At 41.3% G+C, this 21,753-nt stretch carries 16 protein-coding genes and 1 other RNA gene; 9 read left to right on the top strand and 8 right to left on the bottom strand.

Going from position 1 to position 21,753, the window contains the following annotated elements:
- Nucleotides 1-11 precede the first annotated feature (11 nt).
- Both GJB62_RS08820 and GJB62_RS08815 read right to left on the bottom strand, forming a co-directional pair.
- Nucleotides 12-629: an NUDIX hydrolase gene (locus tag GJB62_RS08820; protein ID WP_114085401.1), complete on the bottom strand. Its 618-nt coding sequence runs from the start codon at nt 627-629 to the stop codon at nt 12-14.
- A 125-nt stretch (nt 630-754) separates the two neighbouring features.
- The gene (locus GJB62_RS08815; RefSeq protein ID WP_114085366.1) at nt 755-1,957 is read right to left on the bottom strand and encodes a phosphoglycerate kinase; all 1,203 of its coding nucleotides are present in this window, start codon (nt 1,955-1,957) and stop codon (nt 755-757) included.
- Nucleotides 1,958-2,046: 89 nt separating this feature from the next.
- On the opposite strand from GJB62_RS08815, the gene GJB62_RS08810 reads away from it, so the two are divergent.
- Nucleotides 2,047-2,463, top strand: a complete 417-nt coding sequence (locus tag GJB62_RS08810; protein WP_114085400.1) for a universal stress protein — start codon at nt 2,047-2,049, stop codon at nt 2,461-2,463.
- Nucleotides 2,464-2,660: 197 nt separating this feature from the next.
- On the opposite strand, the gene GJB62_RS08805 is transcribed toward GJB62_RS08810, so the two are convergent.
- Both GJB62_RS08805 and GJB62_RS08800 read right to left on the bottom strand, forming a co-directional pair.
- Nucleotides 2,661-3,371: a GDYXXLXY domain-containing protein gene (locus tag GJB62_RS08805; protein ID WP_114085365.1), complete on the bottom strand. Its 711-nt coding sequence runs from the start codon at nt 3,369-3,371 to the stop codon at nt 2,661-2,663.
- A gap of 169 nt (nt 3,372-3,540) precedes the next feature.
- Complete coding sequence (locus GJB62_RS08800) at nt 3,541-4,959, bottom strand: DUF2157 domain-containing protein (protein ID WP_114085364.1); 1,419 nt, start codon at nt 4,957-4,959, stop codon at nt 3,541-3,543.
- Between the two features lie 228 nt (nt 4,960-5,187).
- On the opposite strand from GJB62_RS08800, the gene GJB62_RS08795 reads away from it, so the two are divergent.
- A complete protein-coding gene (locus GJB62_RS08795) occupies nt 5,188-6,159 on the top strand; it encodes an RsmB/NOP family class I SAM-dependent RNA methyltransferase (protein ID WP_114085363.1) in 972 nt (323 codons plus the stop codon).
- Nucleotides 6,160-6,728: 569 nt separating this feature from the next.
- The gene (locus tag GJB62_RS08790) at nt 6,729-7,178 is read left to right on the top strand and encodes an NUDIX hydrolase (protein ID WP_114085362.1); all 450 of its coding nucleotides are present in this window, start codon (nt 6,729-6,731) and stop codon (nt 7,176-7,178) included.
- A 674-nt stretch (nt 7,179-7,852) separates the two neighbouring features.
- On the opposite strand, the gene pip is transcribed toward GJB62_RS08790, so the two are convergent.
- Nucleotides 7,853-8,791: a prolyl aminopeptidase gene (pip, locus tag GJB62_RS08785; protein ID WP_114085361.1), complete on the bottom strand. Its 939-nt coding sequence runs from the start codon at nt 8,789-8,791 to the stop codon at nt 7,853-7,855.
- Between the two features lie 57 nt (nt 8,792-8,848).
- On the opposite strand from pip, the gene GJB62_RS08780 reads away from it, so the two are divergent.
- From GJB62_RS08780 to queF, 5 genes are all read left to right on the top strand, one after another.
- A complete protein-coding gene (locus GJB62_RS08780; RefSeq protein ID WP_012412163.1) occupies nt 8,849-9,115 on the top strand; it encodes a YciI family protein in 267 nt (88 codons plus the stop codon).
- Nucleotides 9,116-9,152: 37 nt separating this feature from the next.
- An RNA gene (ffs, locus tag GJB62_RS08775) (signal recognition particle sRNA small type) lies at nt 9,153-9,249 on the top strand.
- Between the two features lie 25 nt (nt 9,250-9,274).
- Nucleotides 9,275-9,658, top strand: a complete 384-nt coding sequence (locus GJB62_RS08770) for a phasin family protein (RefSeq protein WP_114085360.1) — start codon at nt 9,275-9,277, stop codon at nt 9,656-9,658.
- A 160-nt stretch (nt 9,659-9,818) separates the two neighbouring features.
- The gene (locus tag GJB62_RS08765; protein ID WP_114085359.1) at nt 9,819-10,217 is read left to right on the top strand and encodes a hypothetical protein; all 399 of its coding nucleotides are present in this window, start codon (nt 9,819-9,821) and stop codon (nt 10,215-10,217) included.
- Nucleotides 10,218-10,306: 89 nt separating this feature from the next.
- On the top strand, nt 10,307-10,705 hold the full coding sequence (queF, locus tag GJB62_RS08760; RefSeq protein WP_114085358.1) for a preQ(1) synthase: 399 nt from the start codon (nt 10,307-10,309) through the stop codon (nt 10,703-10,705).
- A gap of 372 nt (nt 10,706-11,077) precedes the next feature.
- Here the strand turns inward: queF and pstS are convergent, their stop codons facing one another.
- The 3 genes from pstS to GJB62_RS08745 form a co-directional block, all read right to left on the bottom strand.
- Nucleotides 11,078-12,172, bottom strand: a complete 1,095-nt coding sequence (pstS, locus tag GJB62_RS08755; RefSeq protein ID WP_114085357.1) for a phosphate ABC transporter substrate-binding protein PstS — start codon at nt 12,170-12,172, stop codon at nt 11,078-11,080.
- A 118-nt stretch (nt 12,173-12,290) separates the two neighbouring features.
- On the bottom strand, nt 12,291-13,688 hold the full coding sequence (locus tag GJB62_RS08750; RefSeq protein WP_114085356.1) for a cytochrome c biogenesis protein: 1,398 nt from the start codon (nt 13,686-13,688) through the stop codon (nt 12,291-12,293).
- Nucleotides 13,689-13,717: 29 nt separating this feature from the next.
- Nucleotides 13,718-14,458 carry a cytochrome c biogenesis protein CcdA gene (locus GJB62_RS08745; RefSeq protein ID WP_114085355.1) on the bottom strand — a complete coding sequence of 247 codons (741 nt, stop codon included), beginning with the start codon at nt 14,456-14,458 and terminating at the stop codon, nt 13,718-13,720.
- A gap of 181 nt (nt 14,459-14,639) precedes the next feature.
- Here GJB62_RS08745 and GJB62_RS08740 point away from each other — a divergent pair, with 181 nt between their 5' ends.
- The gene (locus tag GJB62_RS08740) at nt 14,640-21,725 is read left to right on the top strand and encodes an AAA family ATPase (protein WP_114085354.1); all 7,086 of its coding nucleotides are present in this window, start codon (nt 14,640-14,642) and stop codon (nt 21,723-21,725) included.
- Nucleotides 21,726-21,753: the final 28 nt, after the last annotated feature.

Raw genomic sequence — 21,753 nt, 5'->3', positions numbered from 1 at the left:
CGTCTAATTGATTAATCAAAATCTGTCGGTAAGTCTGGTTGGCGATAATGTTGAAAAAGTCGCGTGATTTGCGCTGGTGTCACCCGTCCCAGAGAAAGTTCTGGTAAAGCATCTTCAGAGAAAAAACCTACATCTTCAGTTTCAATACTTGATGATGGAGAACCACCGATAAGTTCACATTTAAAAAACAGTTTATAGACATAAAAAGGTAACGGTGGATGTCCCTGTTTGTTTCTGTCATAAACTGCTAGTAATTTAATAGCGCGTGCTTGATATCCAGATTCTTCATATACTTCTTTCACAACTACTTCACTGGGTGACTCGCCAACATCAGCCCATCCACCAGGTAAACTCCAGCAACCGTCAGCTTTTTCTTTGACTAACAATATAGTATTTTCGTAAAAAATCGCCGCCCGCACATCAACTTTGGGAGTTGCATATCCGACTTCACTGCTAAATAAATCGAGGACATAGCTGTGTTCTACGTTCGAGTAAGTCGCCATGATTTCTGTGGCGATCGCTCGTAATTGTTTATAGCGTTCAATATCAAAAGGCCCTTCAGAATAGGTTAGACCATTTTGAGCGATCGCTTGTAACTTTTGCGCCCATTCCAGCCATTTAGTTTCCATATTTAGGGATTGGGGATTGGGCATTGGGAAGAGGACTTGGGGACAAGGAGAATTGGGGACAAGGGGAAAGACTTGTTTCAAGTTCTCACCTCTTGTCCCCTTGTCCCCTTGTCCCCATTTTTTACTTACGCATCATCTAAAGCTGCAATTCCAGGCAATACTTTGCCTTCAAGTAACTCCAAGCTAGCGCCGCCGCCGGTGGAAATGTGGCTCATTTGGTCTGCTAAACCAACCTTTTCCACAGCCGCTACTGAGTCGCCACCGCCAATGATGGTGGTTGTACCAGTTTTACCGATTTCGGCGAGAGTATGAGCGATCGCTTCCGTACCTGCCGCAAACTTATCAAACTCAAATACACCCATTGGCCCGTTCCAAATTACCGTTTTGGTATCTGCAAGGGCTTCTTGGAAAAATTTCACCGAGTCTGGCCCAATATCCAAACCCATCCAACCATCGGGGATATTCTCAATGCTAACGGTTTGAGAATTGGCATCAGGGGCAAAGTTATCTGCCAATACCACATCTGTGGGCAGCAATAAAGCAACGCCTCGTTCCTTAGCCTTAGCTTCCAAAGATTTCGCTAGTTCTAGCTTGTCTTCTTCTACCAACGACTTACCAACATTCAAACCACGGGCTTTGTAGAAGGTGAAAATCATCCCACCGCCAATAATCAGCTTGTCGCACTTCTCCAACAGGGTTTCAATTACACCAATTTTGCTGGAAACTTTGGAACCGCCAATAATTGCCGCCAAAGGACGTTGGGGATTTTCAATAGCGTTTTGCAGATATTGCAATTCCTTCTCAACCAAATATCCAGCCACAGAAGGGCTGAGAAATTTAGTCACACCTTCAGTAGAAGCATGGGCGCGGTGTGCAGTACCAAAAGCATCATTTACATAAAAGTCAGCATTAGCTGCCAACTTTTTCGCAAATTCTGGGTCGTTTTTCTCTTCTTCTTTGTAAAAACGGACATTTTCTAGTAATAGCACTTGGCCATTTTGCAAAGCGGCAACTTTTGCTGCAACTTCATCGCCAATAGAGTCATCAGTTTTAATGACTTCTTGCCCCAGTAACTCAGAGAGACGCTTGGCAACGGGAGTTAGGCGTAATTTGTCATCCACACCCTTGGGACGGCCAAAATGACTTGCGAGAATGACTTTAGCACCCTTCTGCGTTAAATCTTGGATGGTTGGGAGAGCGGCGCGAATGCGAGTATCGTCGGTAATGTTGCCTTGATCGTCCACAGGCACGTTAAAGTCAACCCGCACTAAGGCACGTTTCCCAGATATATCAGCTGAAGATAAACTTGCTAAACTTTTTTTGGACACACCAAACTCTCCTGATTGCCTTTTTGTTATTGTTTTGAAAGTAGAACCATCAAGATTTTACCGGAGTCAGGGGTACCCAAGTGACAGAGATATTTAAGACAGTACTATTTCCTATCGATCAAAGCCGGGAAACGCGGGAAGCTGCTGATGTTGTTACCAACGTAGTCAAAAAATACAGCAGTCGCTTGGTGCTGCTGTCTGTGGTAGAAGAACAGCCTCCAGATGCTCCAGATGCGCCTAGTGCAGATCCGATGGTTTCACCAGAAGTAGTTGCAAAACTGCTAGAAAATGCCCAATCTTTATTTTCTGGGCAAGGAATTCAATCCGAAATTCTGGAAAGGCAAGGTAAACCAGCTTTTACTATCTGCGATGTCGCTGATGAAATTGGGGCTGATTTAATTATTATGGGCTGCCGAGGGCTAGGCTTAACTGAAGAGGGAGCGGATGATAGTGTGACCACTCGCGTGATTAACCTTTCCCCTTGCCCAGTGCTGATTGTGCCTTAGTAGTAGTCAGTGCTGAGGAGGCATTAGACTTCTCCAGAAATTAATTATGCGTTATCCAGAACCTTTGTAGAGACGTAGCACTGCTACGTCTCTACATTTTTTTTTGGAAAAGTCTAATGACAAACAGAAAATTCTGAGCGCCAGTTGGTGACGCTCAGAACTTTGGAAATAAACCTTCCATGTTTACATATAACAGCTTAAAAGCGATAGTTGCGATCGCGTACCCACATACTAACTGGAACAGCTTTACCCTGTGGATCTACTTTCGCTTTCACCACAATGGGGGGTACTTGTCCTCTGCGGGCGCGTTGGGTTCGCAAATCGTTGCTAATCTGCTGGCGTTGGTTTTCTGGGATGTAATAGGTTTCCAAGCCGTAGTTAACGGAACCATCCTGATAAACACCTTTTAAGGCTACCTGATTGGCTCTTAGAGATGTTGGGCGATCGCTACTGACTCGTAACGGTCTCCAAGCTCTAGGAACACCGTTACCATTGGATAGTTGCTCTTGCAAAGTCACGTAGATATTGGTTCCTTCAGGCAATCTTCTGCCGCTTCCACGGCCTTTGCTGACAATTGTTTGCCAACCAGGTAATCTCCTCAAATTTGCGGGACGGGATATGTTGTAATCTAGCGCTAATGTATTACCGTCTAGTACATTGTTTGGGTCTACAGGTACGGTTTGCAAAATCACCGTTTTACCTGTCACATCTGTATAAACGGCTTGGGCTGGTACTGCCATGATTAACCCTGTTTGTAGCGCCAGGGGAGCTAGTAACCGCCAAAAAGGTAAGGGCTTATTCGATTTTTGTTCAGTAGCAATCAAGTAATCCCGAAAAGTCACCTTACTGGAGAACTCGGCTTCGGGAGACAAGGTTTTATTTTTAGATTCAGAAGAACTATTAGTCATGAGCGTAGTCCTAAAAAGCAGAGGAATTGAGGAGGTCAAAAGTAACGAGATTAGGACTAACGCAGAGAAACTTTAAAAATTTTGACGCACAGAGATAGAGATGTTGATGATGGGGAAATTCCTGAATTCTGTTAGCGTTGCGGGGCGTTTAGCCCATGCTGAATTTGTACTACTTTTTACTTGCAGAGCTACCACCAGGTAAACGGCGTTCAAACCAGAGTCCAGCGCTAATTAAAGCGGAACCGCACAAGATAAAGACTAGAGACTTGAAAAGTAAGTCGGTGTCGTACTCTTGCACGCGACTGATAATTTGCAGTGTCACTAACAGCATACCGCCCCAAAAGGAACTTCTGTTGCTTAATTTCAATCCTTCTTGAATTAGTCCCCATGCTAATGTTGCTAGAAGTACATTGAAAATAAAAACACCAAGTTCATCAATCCGACTGATAGTTTGATGCCAAAAAGGTACTATGGCAATAAAGGCAAGAAAAGTACCAATAACAGCAGTTGTGAAAATCACTTCGCGGCGCGGAGGATTATTTCTTTGACGCAGTAGAAATAACCATTGCAATACCGCCAAGCCACTGAGAATCCCCAAATCGATGATCGGCAGAGACTGGAACAAGTTAGTCAAGTTCGTTGGCTGATTATAACCATAATTTGCAGATTCCCAAACCCAACGAAAAGACAGAACGTAAAACACACCACCAAAGCTAACCAACGCTAAATTACGTGCCAGAGATTGAAACAACCTGTAATTTATGGTTGGAAACAGCAGATCGTCATAACTCCAGAATAATGCAGGTGGGAGTGCAAAAGCAAAAGATGCCACCCAAGGCGCTATATCAGCATAATTCAGCAGTGGCAGAGGATTAAGGTTAGCTTGTAATGAACTAGCGAAAACAAAGGCTGCTAGACCAAAAATCCAGCGCGATCGGCAGAAGTAGGCTAAGGGGACAAATACCAGCCATGCCAACAAAGGCAAATGCTGCACCACTAACCGCGACCAAGTTAACTCTCCTGTTGCGTACCATAAGTCTTCTAATCCCGTCCAATACCCGATTTCCACGAGGACAATTGACAGAATTCCTAAAGAATTTATGGACAAACTGAAGGCCATCACCACAACACCCAACCCCCAGGCGAGAAAAAGTTGGGAAGTTGAACCGGCGATATTGAACATCTGAGCCATCAGCAGTATATTTGCGCCGAAAATGAAGGCGCTTAAAATGAGCAACCCTTCTCCCAGTAAGCGTTTACTTTTTTGCGGCTTCTTTCCTTCAGGTGTTATCCAATTGTAAAAACCGGTAATAGCGATCGCAAAAAACAAACTCATCATGAGAATAAATTTGACTTCCCGCGAACCTCCCTGCCAGTTTCCTGATACAAAGGTAATTATGCCTAAGCATAAAAGGATGCTGCCTACAGCGATCGCGATCGCTTTATTGCGATCGCGTACAGCAGCTTCCAGGTTTTTAAATTGATAACGTTCTGCTATTTGCTCATACAGCGAAGAACTAATTAATCCTTCATCCCTCCATAGTTGTGCTTCTTTGCGTAACTTTTGCGGAAAACTATCTAAGAACATGACCTTCTCCGGTGCAGTGGGGTAGCTTGGCCATTGCGTTCTGAATGGCGGTCATTATATTTTGAGTATGAAGCCAAAAGGCTTGATTACATTGTTCTTGTGTAACAGTTTGATTTGGATTTTGATACAACCTAATTCGTAATTAAGAAGCGTCATCTTTCATATTGATTTCCACACAATTGCATCTCTACTCTGATTTGTGAAAAATTTTATTATTTATATATCCAGATGGAAAAACCTTCTAATTTATTACTTAAAGTCTCACGGCGTTTGTTCACTAATCTAGATGAACAAGAAAAATTTATTGAGGCTTTAATGAATCCTCAGCCTTTTTCACCCAGTATTCTTTGGTGTAAAGGAAAGCCAGAATTTTCACCTTTAGCAGTGGAAACACCAACCTATTGGCAACCACAATTTACTGACCGTTTATGCTTGGGAGAAAAACCCGGTCAGCATCCCTTACATCAACAAGGGTATTTCTATTGTTTAGATTTCTCTTCAATATTTGCAGCTACTACTTTATTAGCAATTCCTCAGTCAGTGCATTTAGTTTTTGATATGTGTGCCGCACCAGGAGGTAAAAGTATCTTTGCTTGGAAAGCTTTGCAACCTGAATTGCTTATCAGTAATGAAGTAATTGGTAAACGTCTAGGGATGCTAATTTCTAATTTGAAACGTTGCCAGATTAGCCCTAGTGCAATAGTTAATAGAGATTCGAGTATATTTGCCGAAATATTTTCCTACTCTAGCAACTTAGTAATAGTAGATGCTCCTTGTACTGGGCAATCTTTACTGGCTAAAGGTGAAAAAGCACCCGGATGTTTTCACCCAACTGCTATTAACAAGAGTGCAAATCGGCAAAAGCGAATTATAGCTAACTCTGCTAAACTTGTTTCACCACAAGGTTATTTAGCTTATATGACTTGCACATATTCACCCGAAGAGAATGAGCAAGTTTGCGAATGGTTTTTGGAACGCTTTCCCCAGTTTCAAGCGATGGAAATTAGTAATTTAACTAAATATCAGTCGCATTTAACTACAATACCTTGTTATCGGATGTTTCCTCAAGATAGGTTAGGTGCTGGTGCGTTTACAGTTCTATTTAAAAATACTAATGAAAATGAAGATGAGCAGAAAGAAGTAGATTTAAATGCAATATCTTCGCTATATATCTACCAAAATCTGAAAAAGTCAAGTTAATTACATTGGTGGTATATCTTCTGTCATTAAACCAGAAGATGTGATGTTTGTAAGAGGGCTGCATTTGTCAATCAGCCATCAGGAGTACACTTTTTAAGTGAGTTGACTTTATATTAAGACCATAGATATTGCAATTCTTATATAGATGCAAAACGTGGTGTATACAAAACATTTTTCATCTACATCAACCTCAACCCACCCCTTTAAAAACTTCATAATCTCCTTCCCAGTTCTAACTAGGAATGCAACTAGAAGGCTCCGCCTCTAGTCTAAGCGGCAGAGTTAAATAAGTGGGCATGAATAATTAAAGGTTTGTAGTCAGGGCTAAAGCCGCTTACTAAGAGCCAATTTACTTGATTTTATATTCCTTAACATAGTTTGATGTATTCTTGCCCACAAACAAGATGACGAAATTAATAAAAAACTTTCAATAATTAACTCTTATGGATAATAAAATTTTTTTAACCTCATCCTAACCTAAATTTAACCAAAACTTATCCGGTATCAGCGTTAGACTTTTTGAAATAACCATTATACAAAAAAGCTAAACCGTACAGGATGTAAATTACATGGGTCGAAAAGTCAGCAAAGTGTTTAAACAATCTGGGGTGATTCCTTATAGAGTGAACAATGGCAAAGTTGAAATCTTGCTAATCACGACCCGTAACTTTCAACACTGGGTGATTCCAAAAGGAGATATTCCTAATGGCATGAGTCCGCCCGCTTCAGCAGCCAAAGAAGCTTGGGAAGAAGCAGGGGTAATTGGGCAGGTAGACACCAATGAACTGGGCACTTATAAGTACCGCAAAGGAGGCAAAAGTTATCGTGTCAAGATGTATTTGTTACCAGTTGAGATGCTGAGTGAAGATTATCCAGAAGCAAGTAAAAGAAAACGGCAGTGGGTAGAAGTAACTACAGCTATCAGGTGGGTTAAGTTTAGTTCACTCAAACGAATTCTTAAAGGTTTTTTCCAGGTTAAATCTCACTTTTGTGCATTTCAAGATACTAGTCATATATAGATAGAACTTACGCACGAGTTACGAAATAACGTAGACACCAAGTGGCTTGGCGCAGGCTACCACAGAGGGCACGGAGAAATCATAGTTTGAGAGATATTTTGCGTAAGTCCTAATAGAAATACATACTAAGCAAGTACAATTAAATACACCGGAAAGCCTAATTCGTAGTCAACAATTCATCGTTAATAAGCTGTTAAGCATTTAATTTGCATATTGAGATTGCAGAGGGGCAGGGAGCAAGGGAGAGGGTTTGCAGCTTTTATTACCATGAAAATGATGCAATTTAAATGACGATTAGCTTAGCAAGTTTTACTAGGACTAAAGTCCTTACTACAAACTTTAATTTATTTACGCCTAGCTACTTATTGAGAAGCCATCGAAGCAACATAAGCGACTTTCAATAAGTAGCTAAATATTTAAAACAACTGAGCTTGCTAATCAAAATAATTAAATATTATACCATTGAATGTGAAGCTGCACTAAATGAGTAACTCTCTATTCTTGGCGCTCTTGGGGATTCGCATATCTCTTTTTTGTAGTGAACTACTTACACTGATGCTTTACATATAGTGTAAGTTTCCCATTTTACAAGGGATTGCTTTGTTGGAGATTTGGTCTTAACATCCCCTTTCTTAGCGAACTTCTCCGTTCCACAAGCTAAGTATTCAACCTAATTAAATATTATCTGTTGCTTCAATCAAAGCACTACGAATTCCTGGTTCACTCATCGAATGTCCAGCATCAGAAACCACTATAAATTCTGCTTCTGGCCAAGCTCGATGTAATTCCCAAGCTGATATCATTGGACAGACTACATCATATCGTCCCTGAACAATTACAGCCGGAATATGGCGGATACGGTCAACATTTAAGAGTAATTGATCTTCTGTTTCCAAAAAGCCCTTATTCATAAAGTAATGGCATTCAATGCGTGCGAAAGCTGAAGCAAATTCGCTCTCGCCAAACTTTTGCATGAGTTCTGGGTCTAAAAAAAGTCTACTGGTACTAGCTTCCCAAATTGACCAAGCACGCGCCGCTGCTAATTGAATTTCTAAATCGGGACTGGTCAAGCGTTTGTAATATGCTGCGATCATATCATCACGTTCTGCGATCGCAATTGGTTCGACATAAGCTTCCCAAGCATCAGGAAAAATATAGCTAGCGCCCTCTTGGTAAAACCATCGCAACTCTTTTTGCCTCAGCATAAAAATACCACGGAGAATTAATGCCGTGCAGCGAGAAGGATGGCTTTGGCTGTAGGCTAATGATAAAGTGCTACCCCAACTACCACCGAAAACCGCCCATTTTTCTATACCTAAATGTTGGCGTAGTTTTTCGATATCACTGACTAAATCCCAAGTGGTGTTTTCTCGTAATTCAGCATGGGGCGTACTTTGACCACAACCACGCTGGTCAAACATCACTATCCGCCATTTTTCTGGGTGGAAATATTGCCGATAAAAAGGTGGACATCCACCACCAGGCCCACCATGCAGCAAAACGATGGGTTGACCTTGGGGATTTCCTGACTCTTCAAAATGAATGGTATGTAGGTCGGAAACCTGTAAACTACCTTCTCGGTAAGGCTCGATCGCTGGGTAAAGTTCTCGCATTTTAGAAATTTTATCAGTAATGTTGTCATAAACATTATTATGAGAGGTCGCAAGTAAATGCCGTGGTTTGTCAAAATTGAAGAAGGGAAAGTCGATAAACCTACCTTTGACCAATATGTACCTGCTCACAAAGCCTACATCCAGGACTTGATTGCTAAAGGACACAAAGCACGAACAGGCTATTGGGCAGAACAAAGAGGCGGAATGTTGCTGTTTGAAGCAGCCTCTAAGGAGGAAGCAGAAGCAATTGTCGCTGATGACCCGTTGGTAAAACACGGCTGCGTCAACTATCAACTTTACGAATGGCGAATTGTTATGGAATAACACACACTTACTAGTTTTTCATGTTATGCTTTTAGAAGACCTGGATCTATGCGATTGCAACACCCAAATCTTGTCAGAACCGGAAGGTAGCAGCAACACGGGAGGCTTGTAATAGGCGTAGTCTCCGGGTCGCCCTATTTTTAGGAGCGGTCAGCAACAATGGCTGGTTTTGGAGATATTGTTCAAAAAGCTTTTTACCTCGGTGTTGGATTAGCTTCTTACGCAGGTGAGAAAGCAGGGGGGAAATTAGCCCAAGTGCGATCGCAAGTCCAAAAACTGGCAGATGAAATGGTGGCAAAGGGCGAAATGAACACAGAAGAAGCCCGCCGCTTTGTTGAAGAAATGATGAAGCAAGCCCAACAAGCACAACCATCTGCTGAAACCTCCGAGAAAACACCTCCTTCGGAACCTCGTCGCATTGAAATTTTAGAGGAAGATGAAGAACCAACGGTGAAAGAGGGATCAAGTGATGAAAATGTGGATAAATTGCGTCAAGAAGTGCTAGACCTGCAAAACGAGTTAAAACGATTGCAACGCGATTAATAAAAAGTATTTTTTACTCGATATAACTGGCAATAAGTGGCACTTTGACATGGCACTTCATATAGAAACTTGATAAGATACATTGCCTAGTGTGTATTGTAGTGCTTCCACCCAGATAACACAAAGCGTCCTGTTTATAGCCTGCAAAGGTGTCAAGTTTATGGAACAGTGGCAAAAGGATTTAGCAGAAATCGTTGAAACAGTGGCTGATGAAGTAGAGCGTTTCTTCCTGGGAATGAGTGAAATGGTTGACGCTTTTTTTGAGCTAACGGAAGAAATTACTGAGCAAGTCCCTAATATTGTTACTGAAGTCGATCAGTATTTACAGGATTTAGCTGAACCAATGTTTGAGGCTTACTGGGAACTGGAAGACATGGTAGCAGATGTAGATCCAGGTTTTCCTTATTCAGTTGAACCTACGGCTGAAAAAAATCCTGCCTGCATCGGTTGTACTCATTACCACGGTCAAGTTTATAGTGGTAATTTGTTAGTTTGTGCCATGCATCCCCACGGTTGTGAAGATGAGAATTGTCCAGACTGGGAGAAGGAAGAGTATTGAGGGGGGAGTAGAGACGCGAAAAATCTTTGTCTGTACAAAATTAATAAAAAAACGTAAAGATAAGTAAAATAACCAATGACAAATGACAAATGACAACTGACAAATTCCCTGAAATGAAGTATGGTGAACGCGATATTGCGGAAGGTAAATTAATTACCTTTCCAAATCCGCGTGTGGGGAGACGATATGACATTAATATTACTTTGCCGGAATTTACTTGTAAATGTCCGTTTTCCGGCTATCCTGACTTTGCGACAATTTACGTCACATATATACCTGATGAACGGGTAGTAGAATTGAAGGCGCTTAAACTTTACATTAACAGTTACCGCGATCGCTATATTTCCCACGAAGAATCTGCCAACCAAATTTTGGATGATTTTGTGGCTGCTTGTGACCCGTTGGAAGCCACTGTGAAAGCAGATTTTACGCCTCGTGGCAATGTACATACTGTGGTTGAAGTGCGTCATCATAAATACCCATCATAAAAATTTTGGGTATTGCTGAATGGGAATATGAATCTGAATGTAGAGACGTTGCAATGCAACGTCTCTACAAGGATTCTGAAATTACGCAAAATTATTTTTCATACCGCAATCAGCAACGCAAATTTTGGTTTGTAGCTAACGAACACGAACATTTTTATTCAGGTTGATTAAGCGGACACGATCTAAACTAAAAACCAATACGGTTCAGTTAAGGCTAAAACTTTGTTATCCAAGTAAATTTTTTAACGAACCGCCTTCTCTACGAGAGGCTTCCGCCAACGCGCAGCGTCTCGTAGAGAAGGCGCAGAGGACGCAGAGAGAAGAAAGAGAGGGAAAAAATTGCTTAACTGAACTGTATTGAACTAAAACTAGTTATTTTGCAATTTTGTTTGCAGCAGATTGTACTTGAAGTACAACTTTTTTAGACAAAGGAATATATCCAAGTTCCAAACTGGATTTTTGCCCCTCAATCAAAGCCCAATCAATAAATTTTTTTAGCGCTTCGCCTTTGACTCGGTTGGGATATTGCTGATAAGTTAAAACCCAGCTATAAGTAACGATGGGATAAGACTGGGAACCTGTAGGATCGTTGATAAAAGCAATCAAGTTATCGGCCGGTAATTTCACTGACTCCAATGTTTGAGCTACAGATTCTGGTGTCGGCGTAATATAATTACCAAATTTATTTTCCAAAGCAGCCACAGGGAGTTTATTTTGTTTGGCGTAGACGTATTCTACATAGCCAATAGCTCCTGGGATCTGTTGTACTAAGGCAGTAACACCTTCGTTACCCTTTCCACCAATTCCCACTGGCCAAGCGACAGCTTTACCTGCTGCAACTTGGCTGTTCCATTCTGGACTTATAGCACTTAGATGTTGCGTCAACACACTTGTAGTTCCACTACCATCAGTGCGGTGTACAACCTGAATCGGTAGATTGGGCAAATTTACGCCTGGATTAGCTACAGCTATTCTCGGATGATTCCAATTCGTAATTTTTCCGAGAAAGATATCTACATAAACTTGGCGTGATAGCTTTAAACCATTTGGCAGATTGACTGGAGGTGACTGGGGGGTGGACGCGAGGTTGTAAGCTAGCACTATGGAACCAGCAGTCATGGGTAAAGCAACCACTCCCCTTTTTATCTTAGCTGCTTGTTCATTTGTAATTCCCACATCACTAGCTGCAAAGTCTACAGTACCTTCAATAAGCTGTTGCACTCCAGCGCTGCTTCCTATAGCTTGATAGTTAATTTCCACATTGGGATTTTGCTGGTTGTAATCTGAAAGCCAGCGTTCGTACAAAGGCGCAGGAAAACTTGCCCCAGCACCAACGAGAGAAACGTGCTTGATTTTTTTATTATCGGTAGTACAAGAAGCGATACTCAACAATATAGCGATTACGGGTAGTAGGCAAACCCGTCGTTTAGATTGAAGTTGAGCAGATATACAAAACTTTAGTTCCAATGCTTAATAATTTTCCAATCTGTAGCTGTGTAGGTGTAATTAATTGTAAAACGAGAAAAATACATTTCAAATACAAAGGTACGCAAAGTTTTCAGTTATGCTATGCGTACCTTTGCATTTAAACTTCAATAGCCGTCTCTTTTTCCTCAATTTTTGGCTCTGAACTAAGCCGATCTAAAATTTCTAAAACCTCTTGTTCAAAAGCAACTTGGGCGCGATTAGTTTTGCCACCAACATATAAGAGATCGCCTTTTTGCAATGCCCATATTTGTGAATGAGAAAAGTAACTCATCACCACACCCAACATTAGTAAACCAAATCCTGAGTAAACAATTGGTATGCCTGGATCGGCTTTAATTTGTAAGCCAGTGCTGCCAATAATATCCAAAATTTTCAACTTTACGCCATTGACTTCGGTTGACATCCCAGCGCGGACAGTATCAACTAATTTACCCTTGGGATCATAAATTAATACCATCCCTTGTAAGTCTTTGGCTAGTAAAGAAACACCTTCACTCAAATCCGGTTTAGTAGGAACCCACGTACCCCAAATGCGCCCTTGTCCTTTGGTGTTCAATAGCGCCATTGGTAATTGAAAAATCGGGCTGTTGTTAAATTGGACGCGAACACCTGCAATTCCCCAATCGGTTTGGTAGAAGGTTATGCCCCGATAGCGCAGAGGCTCGTTAACAAAAATCTTCTTGTGGTCAACTTCCTCTCCCTGCTTATTTAAGACAGACATATCGGAATAAAATTGATCGATGCCGCCAGATGGAGTGTAGTCAATCCAAAAACGATTGACGCGCACAGACCAATCTTTTGAGACTTGGGCAGCTAAAGGGCCAGCATCGACAATATTTGTCACTTGAAATGTATCGCCACTGGCAATCATTTCCTGTGCCATAAACCCAGTCATCGCCCCCCAAATTCCCCCTATTAGAATAGCGACGATGCCAATATGAACGATAATTGGGCCGATGCGTCCGACTATTCCTTTGCGGGCATAAAGGATATTTTCTTTTTCTTGATCTGGAAAAATTTTATAGCGGCGTTTCTGTAATAGTTGGCTGAGAGAATTTAGAGAACCATTATCTAGTTCTGCACTTAAAGCTAATTTTTGAAATTGCCGTGGTTCTTCGTAATATTTCCAGCGCTGGGCAGCTTTTAAAGCTGGTAACTGACGGGTAAAAGAACAAGCAGTTAAGCTAGTGCCAAATAAGATGAGTAATGCCAGAAACCACCAGGTACGATATACATGGTCTAAGCCAACTACCTGAATTACTTTCCAAGTTAAGAAACCAAATAAAGCTGGATGTTCTGGGTAGTTAGCCTGATAGAATGCGGGTGATTGACCTTGCTCAATTACAGTACCGGTGGAGCTAAAGATTGCAATCAATAGCAGTAGTGCGATCGCTAGTCGTAAGTTAGTCAGTACGGGCAAAAGCTCTTGCCGTAAGAACTTGCCAGGTATTGCCCACCATTTTAATTCTTTGGACGCTGAATCTTCTAAAGTCATTACGTGTAAAATCTAACAAAGTATTGATCTTAAAAACTGCCAAGGGGAATCCGAGAAATTAAGGAAAATACACCGAATCCTACCAACAGCGCCCCGCTAACTGGGTTAATCCAACCAGACCAGCGACGCAATTCTAGTAATTTTTTAATTGAAGCTGTAAAAGTACCCGCCAAAATCAATGGTGCTACATAACCGGCTGTGTAAGAGAGTAGCAAAACAGCACCTAAAATTAAGTCTTGTGTATTCGCAATCCAACCCAGTAAACTGGCTAAAACAGGCGTGCTACAAGGAGATGCAACTAAGCCAAAAGTCAGCCCCAGTAAATAAGAACGCAATCCTATAGGTAAATCTTGCGAAATCCAATTCGTTTCGCCCAAAGATGGAAATTGCAGAGGTAGTGCTTCTAGTAAGTTCAGCCCCATGAGAATGGCGATAATGCTGACGATAATCGGCAAACCAATTCCCACTTGTCCATAGACTTTTCCTACCAAAGCTGCTACTATACCCATCCCGGCTAATGTAGTTGCTAACCCTAAAGCAAACCAAGTTGATTGGGCAGCTGCTTGCAAGCGGTTTTTGGCTTCATAACCGCCGATGTAACCAATGGTAATTGGCAGCATAGAAAGCATACAGGGTGTAAGACTGGTGAGCAAGCCAGCGCCAAAGATGATACCAACACTGACTACGCTAAGGTGTGCCAGTTGGTTAGAAACGAGGCTGTTGGCAAATTGTTCTAGTTGGTAAATTTGGGTTTGCAGGTTATCAAACATGGGGAGTTTCTGAGCGGGAAATGCTTACTCTGCTTGAATTGTAGCTTATTTTTGTCTGTAGAGTCAGCAGAAGTGATTATCTCAAGCTGATATTATCTAAATTTCATCTGCCCAAAGAAATGTATCTAAAATACAATTAAGCTCGAATTATCTCGGAAGAAGCACGGCTGGAGCATTTAGCATGATGATTGCATTACCCGGATTTAAAATTGTCACTTTGTTAAAAGCAGGGGTAAAAGCAGTCATATACCGTGGAATCAAGGTTAAAGACCAGTGTCCGGTAATTATCAAAGGATTGCGTCCAGAACAGTGTACACCCAATAATATTGAACAACTCAAACATGAGTATGCGATCGCTCAAAGGTTAAATATCGCCGCCGCAGTCAAGGTATATGCCTTAGAGATGCACCAGGGAATCCCTTATTTGATTATGGAGGATTTTGAGGCGCGATCGCTCGATCAATTGCTAGACCAATTTCAAGAACCTGTTTCGTTCTTAAAAATTGCTATTGAAATTACCAGCAAACTGGCACAAATTCACACTTATAACATTGTCCACAAAGATATTAAGCCACAAAATATCTTAGTTAACCTCGAAACCAGTCAGGTTAAAATTGCCGATTTTGGAATTGCTGCTTTTATTCCATATCAGCAGCAAATAGTTAGTAGTTCTAGTCGCATTGAAGGCAGTTTACCTTATCTTGCACCTGAACAAACCGGGCGGATGAATCGGGGAATTGACCATCGTAGCGATTTGTATTCACTGGGAGTCACCTTTTATGAAATGCTGACAGGTCAGCTACCATTTCAAGGCAAAGACCCATTAGAGTGGGTGCATTGTCATATTGCCCAATCTCCGCCATCTCCGAAAAAGCTCAACTATGATATTCCCCAAAGACTCTGTGACATCATTATCAAATTGTTGTCGAAGGTTGCAGAACAGAGATATCAAAGCGCTTTAGGTTTGCAATTTGATCTGGAACAATGCTTAAAGCAATTGGAGACAACTGGCGAAATTCACTCCTTTGTTTTAGGTGAGCAAGATATCTCAGAGCGCTTTCAAATTCCCCAAAAATTATATGGGCGAGAACAAGAACTTGCCAAGCTTCTCCAAGCATTTGAGCGAGTTGTTAGCGAAGGAAAACCAGAAATTGTCCTCGTCTCTGGCTATGCTGGAATTGGGAAATCTTCTTTAGTTAAAGAGATTCACAAGCCGATTGTGCGAGAACGTGGAGTTTTTATCTCTGGTAAATTTGATCAGTATAAACGAGATATTCCTTACTCCACAATTGTTCAAGCTTTTCAAACACTTGTTAGACAAATTTTAACTGAGCCAGAAGAACAACTTGCCAATTGGAAAAAGCGAATACAAGCAGCATTAGGGAACAATGGTAGATTAATCACTGATGTAATTCCAGAAGTTGAATTAATCGTTGGCGAACAGCCACTTATACCAGAGTTGGGACCTGCTGAATCTCAAAATCGATTTAATTTAGTGTTTCAGAATTTTATCAGCGTGTTTTCGCAAAGGGAGCATCCACTCACTGTTTTTTTAGATGATATGCAGTGGGCAGACAGTGCTACTTTAAATTTAATTCAAACCGTCATTACTGCGTCTAGTATCCATTATCTCTGCTTTATTTTAGCCTATCGAGATAATGAAGTAGATGTTGTGCATCCCTTTAGTTTAATGATGGAGAAGATTTGCCAGCAGGGAGTAAGAAAAACTGAAATTATTCTTACTCCCTTAAATCTTGTTTATGTAAATCAATTGATTGCTGATACATTGCATAGTTCAGCAGAACGAGTAGAACCTCTTACTCAATTGATTATCCAAAAAACTGATGGTAATCCTTTCTTTGTCAATGAATTTCTGAAAACACTGCATCAAGAAAATCTGCTGATTTTTGACCCCCAATATCGGATTTGGCAATGGGATCTAGCTCAGATTGAAGCCCAAGGTATTACAGATAATATTGTCAGCTTGATGATTGGGCGGATGCAAAAGCTACCAGCCGCAACTCAAGAAGTGCTTAAATTAGCCTCCTGTATTGGTAATCGCTTTGATCTAGAAGTTTTAGCGATCGTTGGTGAACAATCTATTCAAGAAACAGCAAATGCCCTTGTTGAAGCAATTTTAAGAGGATTAATTATCCCCATAGAGTCAGATGAAACTGTCGATCAAAACTATCGTTTCTATCATGACCGAGTTCAACAAGCTGCATACGCCTTAATTGCTGATGAATCAAAGTCGGTAGTTCATCTGAAGATTGGGCGACTTTTGCTGAAAAACTTTAATCAGGAACAAGTAAACGAGCAAATTTTTGATTTAGTCAATCAACTGAATCTCGCGGTTAATCTGATTATTGAACAGACAGAAAAAGATGAATTGGCAAGATTGAATTTAATCGCTGCTAAGAAAGCAAAAGCATCTACAGCTTACACTCCTGCTAAAAGACTTTTTAGCGTTGCCATGAATCTTTTAGCTGATAATGCCTGGATAGAACAATATGAACAAACATTTACTTTATTTAGAGAACTAGCTGAGTGTGAATTTTTAACCGGAAATTTAGAACAAGCGGAACAATTATTTGAGTTATTATTGCTCAAAGCAGAATCTCATGTAGACAAATCTAATATTTACATACTGCAAATCAGACTCTATCAAGTTGCGGGTAGATATGAAAAGGCGCTGACATTGGGATTAGAAGCTTTAAAACTTTTTGAGGTGACATTCCCTGATTCAAATGAGGAAGTGCAAGCTGCGATCGCAATTGAAAGAAACCAGATATCAACTAATATAGATAACAGACAAGTCTCTGATTTAATTAATGCTTTAGTAATCGAAGACCTCAATATTAAAACAGTAATTAGTTTGTTGACGACTTTGGGCCCACCTACTTATCTTGGTAGACCTCATCTCTTTCCTTTAGTCGTACTTAAAGCAGTTAACTATTCCCTCAAGTTTGGGAATACGGAAGATTCCTGTTTTGCTTACAGTATGTACGCCATGTTATTGGTTTCTATCTTCCATGATATTCCTACAGGCTACGCATTTTCTAAGATGACAATTCAATTGAATGAAAAGTTTCACGACTTGAAACTTAGAGGAGTTGTTCTACACATTCATGGAAGTCATATCAACGTTTGGTGTAATCACATTGCTACCGATATTCCATTTTTAGAGCAGGGATTTATCGGTTGTGTGGACGCTGGTGATGTGACGATGGCAAACTACAATGGTTATCAAGGATCGTGGCAAATTATCCAGTTAGGTTTTCCACTTGCAGAAACATACAAATCGCTAGAAAAATATACTGCATTCGCCCGCCAGTCTAAACATGAGGCTGTCTATCAGACAATCAGACTACAGCAAATGTTGCTGATGAATCTACGCGGACTCACTCACCAAACTTTGACTCTAAGTAATGATGAATTTGATGAATCCTGCGCTTTATCTATTATTACAGATGCAGGTTTTGTCAGTGGAATTATTTTTTATTACATTATTAAATTAATTATCTTTTTTACTTATAGGCAGTATGCAGATGCACTAAATTGTACATTAAAATTATCTAAATTTCCAGTTGCAAGACTGGCATTACCCATTGAAACAGATTATATTTTATATTACTCACTGACTTTAACGGCTCTTTATCCCACCGTATCTTTTCTAGAGCAAGAACAGTTTTTGCTAACTATAGAATCCCATCAGCAACAATTGCAATACTGGGCTTACCACTGCCCTGAAAACTTCTTACACAAGTCTCAATTAGTAGCTGCTGAAATAGCTCGAATTCAAGGTAGAGACTTGGAAGCAATGCGCTTGTATGAGCAATCAATTGCTTCAGCCCGTGATCAGGGATTTGTGCAATATGAAGCTCTGGCTAATGAGCTAGGCGCTAAGTTTTACTTGGAGCGAGAGTTTGATTTAATTGCCAAAACCTACTTGCAAGAAGCGAAAAATGCTTATGTGCGCTGGGAGGCATCTGCTAAAGTTAAGCACCTCGAAGAATCCTATCCTCAGTTATTGCCACAACAACAACTTACTTCTAACGGAACATTTATTACCACAGGCGAGCATTTAGACTTTTTATCAGTAGTTAAAGCCTCTCAAAGCATATCTAGTGAAATTGTTTTTTCGCGGTTGTTGAAGACATTAATGCAGATTGTCATCGAGCAAGCAGGGGCCGAAATCGGTTATTTGTTGCTTGGAAATGAGCAAAATATGGTAATAGAAGTAGAAGCTAAGGTTAATTCCCAGGCTGAAAAACTCAATGTTTCTCGACCCGTATTTGATGGCGAAATTTCACAAGTTATTCCGCAATCAATGCTGAATTATGTTCAGCGAACTCAAGAAACAGTGATTTTGCAAAATGCTACTGAGCAAAATATGTTTTCTGGAGATGAGTATGTAATCCAAAAACAACCCAAATCAGTACTTTGTTTACCGATCGCGCGTCAGTCAAAATTACTTGGAATTTTATATTTAGAAAACAATCTTATCCCCAGCGCCTTTACACAGGAAAAACTTTCCGTACTGGATATTTTGACAGTTCAAATTGCTATTTCTCTAGAAAATGCTCGTCTTTATCAAGGTCTAGAAAAAAGCCAAGAACAGCTTAACCTGGCATTGAAATCCGGCAAAATTGGTGTTTGGTGTTGGGACATCGCCAATGATTTGTTTGACTGGGATGAACAGATTTATCAACTATTTGGGTTAACACCTGAAACTTTTCTTCCAACTTCTAAAGCAATTTTAGCTCGTCTGCATCCAGATGATAGCCCATTGCTGGCTCAATCGTTGAGTCGAGCAATTAATGAGGGCGTAGAGCATAATTTAGAATATCGAATTATTTGGGATGATGGCAGTATCCGCTACCTAGCCTGCCGGGGAAAAGCCTTTTTCAACGAAGCAGGTAAAGCCACACACATGAGTGGTGTTGTGCTTGATATCACAGATAGCAAACAAGCTGAAGCCGAACGTATCCAACTGATTCAAGAGCAAACCGCCCGTTTAGAAGCAGAAGCCGAACAGCAACGAGCGGCATTTTTGGCTCAAGTCAGTGCAACCCTGGCTTCTTCCCTCAATTACGAAAGCACGCTAGCAAGTGTAGCCAACCTGGTTGTGCCTTATTTCGCCGATTGGTGCAGCATTGATCTGCTACAAGACAACCAATCAATTAATCGGGTAGCAGTTGCTCACCGAGATCCAGAGAAAGTTAAACTCGGTTGGCAACTTCATCAGCATTATCCGAGAAAGTTGGATGAACCGGGAGGCGTGCCGAAAGTACTGCGTACAGGAATTCCTGAAATGGTAACTGAAATCTCAGATGCACTATTAGCAAAAGGCATCCAAGATGCAGAACATCTAAGGATTATACGTGAAATCGGTTTAAAGTCCTGTATAATGTTACCCTTGACGGCACGTGAAAGAATTTTTGGTGCAATTTCCTTTTTTACAGCAGAATCAGAACGTCGTTACAGTACGGCTGACTTGTCACTAGCTGAAGATATTGCCCATCGAGCGGCGATCGCTATCGATAATGCCCGCCTTTACCAAGAAGCACAGCAAGCACAAAAAACCGCAGAGCAAGCACTAGAGCGCATTGCCCGTCTCCAATCCATCACAGCTGCACTTTCAGAATCGCTGACACCAGCCCAAGTCTCTGAAGTCATTGTAGAGCAAAGTATGGCTGCCTTGAAAGCCAATTCTGCCCTCGTCGCCTTGCTGAATGAAAACAAGACTGAACTAGAAATTGTGCGGGCGGTTGGCTATAACCAAGATTTAGTGGACGCTTGGCGGCATTTTCCTATTGATTCACCTTCACCTTTAGCCGAAGCTGTGCGGACTGGACAACCTGCTTGGGCTGAATCGAGACAAAACAGAATAGCTCGTTACCCTCATCTAGCTGAAGCTTACGCCCAATATGACATTGATGCCTGGATTTCTATTCCATTGATGGTAGAGGGTTCGGCAGTTGGAGGAATCACTTTAGGATTTATTCAACTTCAAGAACTTAGTGAAGAAGATCAAGCGTTTATCTTGGCTGTTGCTCAACAATGCGCCCAAGCGATCGCTCGCGCCCACCTTTACGAAGCCGAACGAACGGCGCGAAACGCCGCAGAATCAGCAAACCGCATCAAAGATGAATTTTTAGCCGTCCTCTCTCATGAACTGAGAACCCCGCTTAACCCCATTCTGGGTTGGACAAAGCTGATGCGGAGTCGCAAACTTGACCAAGCAACAAGCGATCGCGCCCTCGAAACCATTGAGCGCAATGCCAAGTTACAAACCCAATTAATTGAAGATTTGCTTGATGTTTCCCGCATCCTTCAGGGTAAACTTAACCTCAACTTCGGCCCCATTAATTTGGTATCAGTCATTGAAGCTGCGATCGAGACAGTACGTTTATCAGCACAGGCTAAATCCATCGAGATTCAGACAATTCTTGAATCTGGTGTCGGGCAAGTTTTAGGTGATGGCAATCGATTGCAACAAGTCATTTGGAATATTCTTTCCAATGCCATTAAGTTTACTCCTAGTGGAGGACAGGTAAAAATTAAATTAGGGCAGGTTGGCTCACAGGTACAAATCTGCGTAACTGACACAGGGAAAGGGATTGCACCTGAGTTCTTACCTTATGTCTTTGATTATTTCCGTCAAGCAGATGGGGCCACAACTCGAAAATTTGGCGGTTTAGGTTTAGGATTAGCGATCGTCCGGCATCTTGTAGAACTTCACGGGGGAACTGTGCAAGTAGAAAGCCTGGGTGAAGAAAAAGGAGCAACTTTCACCGTCCGACTTCCATGTTTACAGGATGAAAGTAAAGGAATCAAAGATGCAAAAAATAATTCCTCACTTCTGCCAGATCAATCCTTACCTTTATCTGGCTTAAAGATCCTTGTGGTCGATGATGATGCAGATATGCGAGAGTTTTTACCTTTCATGCTGGAACAATATGGTGCAACGGTGACAGCTGTAGCCTCAGCCATTGCAGCTTTAACTGCACTGAGTCAGTCTCAGCCAAATTTGATTATTAGCGATATTGGGATGCCAGAGATGGATGGTTATATGCTGATGCGACAGATCAGGAGTCTAAAACCAGAGAAAGGTGGGACAATTCCCGCGATCGCTTTAACTGCCTATGCTGGAGAGATGGATTATCAGCAAGCGATCGCTGCTGGATTTCAACAGCATATTTCCAAACCTGTAGATCCAGAAGAATTGGTAAAGGCGATCAGGTCATTAATTAAAAGTTTGTAGCCAGCCGCTCTAGCCCTACTTTGTTCGC

The sequence above is a fragment of the Nostoc sp. ATCC 53789 genome (assembly GCF_009873495.1).
Taxonomy (GTDB): domain Bacteria; phylum Cyanobacteriota; class Cyanobacteriia; order Cyanobacteriales; family Nostocaceae; genus Nostoc; species Nostoc muscorum_A.
Note: the sequence above shows the minus strand (reverse complement) of the source record. Positions and strands in the feature narration are given on the sequence as shown.

What these genes read in the sequence shown, in the direction of transcription:
- GJB62_RS08820 (WP_114085401.1), bottom strand. Translation starts at nt 629, where the DNA reads ATGGAAACTAAATGGCTGGAATGGGCGCAAAAGTTACAAGCGATCGCT.
- GJB62_RS08805 (WP_114085365.1), bottom strand. Translation starts at nt 3,371, where the DNA reads ATGACTAATAGTTCTTCTGAATCTAAAAATAAAACCTTGTCTCCCGAA.
- GJB62_RS08800 (WP_114085364.1), bottom strand. Translation starts at nt 4,959, where the DNA reads ATGTTCTTAGATAGTTTTCCGCAAAAGTTACGCAAAGAAGCACAACTA.
- GJB62_RS08795 (WP_114085363.1), top strand. Translation starts at nt 5,188, where the DNA reads ATGGAAAAACCTTCTAATTTATTACTTAAAGTCTCACGGCGTTTGTTC.
- GJB62_RS08790 (WP_114085362.1), top strand. Translation starts at nt 6,729, where the DNA reads ATGGGTCGAAAAGTCAGCAAAGTGTTTAAACAATCTGGGGTGATTCCT.
- pip (WP_114085361.1), bottom strand. Translation starts at nt 8,791, where the DNA reads ATGCGAGAACTTTACCCAGCGATCGAGCCTTACCGAGAAGGTAGTTTA.
- GJB62_RS08780 (WP_012412163.1), top strand. Translation starts at nt 8,849, where the DNA reads ATGCCGTGGTTTGTCAAAATTGAAGAAGGGAAAGTCGATAAACCTACC.
- GJB62_RS08770 (WP_114085360.1), top strand. Translation starts at nt 9,275, where the DNA reads ATGGCTGGTTTTGGAGATATTGTTCAAAAAGCTTTTTACCTCGGTGTT.
- GJB62_RS08765 (WP_114085359.1), top strand. Translation starts at nt 9,819, where the DNA reads ATGGAACAGTGGCAAAAGGATTTAGCAGAAATCGTTGAAACAGTGGCT.
- queF (WP_114085358.1), top strand. Translation starts at nt 10,307, where the DNA reads ATGACAACTGACAAATTCCCTGAAATGAAGTATGGTGAACGCGATATT.
- GJB62_RS08750 (WP_114085356.1), bottom strand. Translation starts at nt 13,688, where the DNA reads ATGACTTTAGAAGATTCAGCGTCCAAAGAATTAAAATGGTGGGCAATA.
- GJB62_RS08745 (WP_114085355.1), bottom strand. Translation starts at nt 14,458, where the DNA reads ATGTTTGATAACCTGCAAACCCAAATTTACCAACTAGAACAATTTGCC.
- GJB62_RS08740 (WP_114085354.1), top strand. Translation starts at nt 14,640, where the DNA reads ATGATGATTGCATTACCCGGATTTAAAATTGTCACTTTGTTAAAAGCA.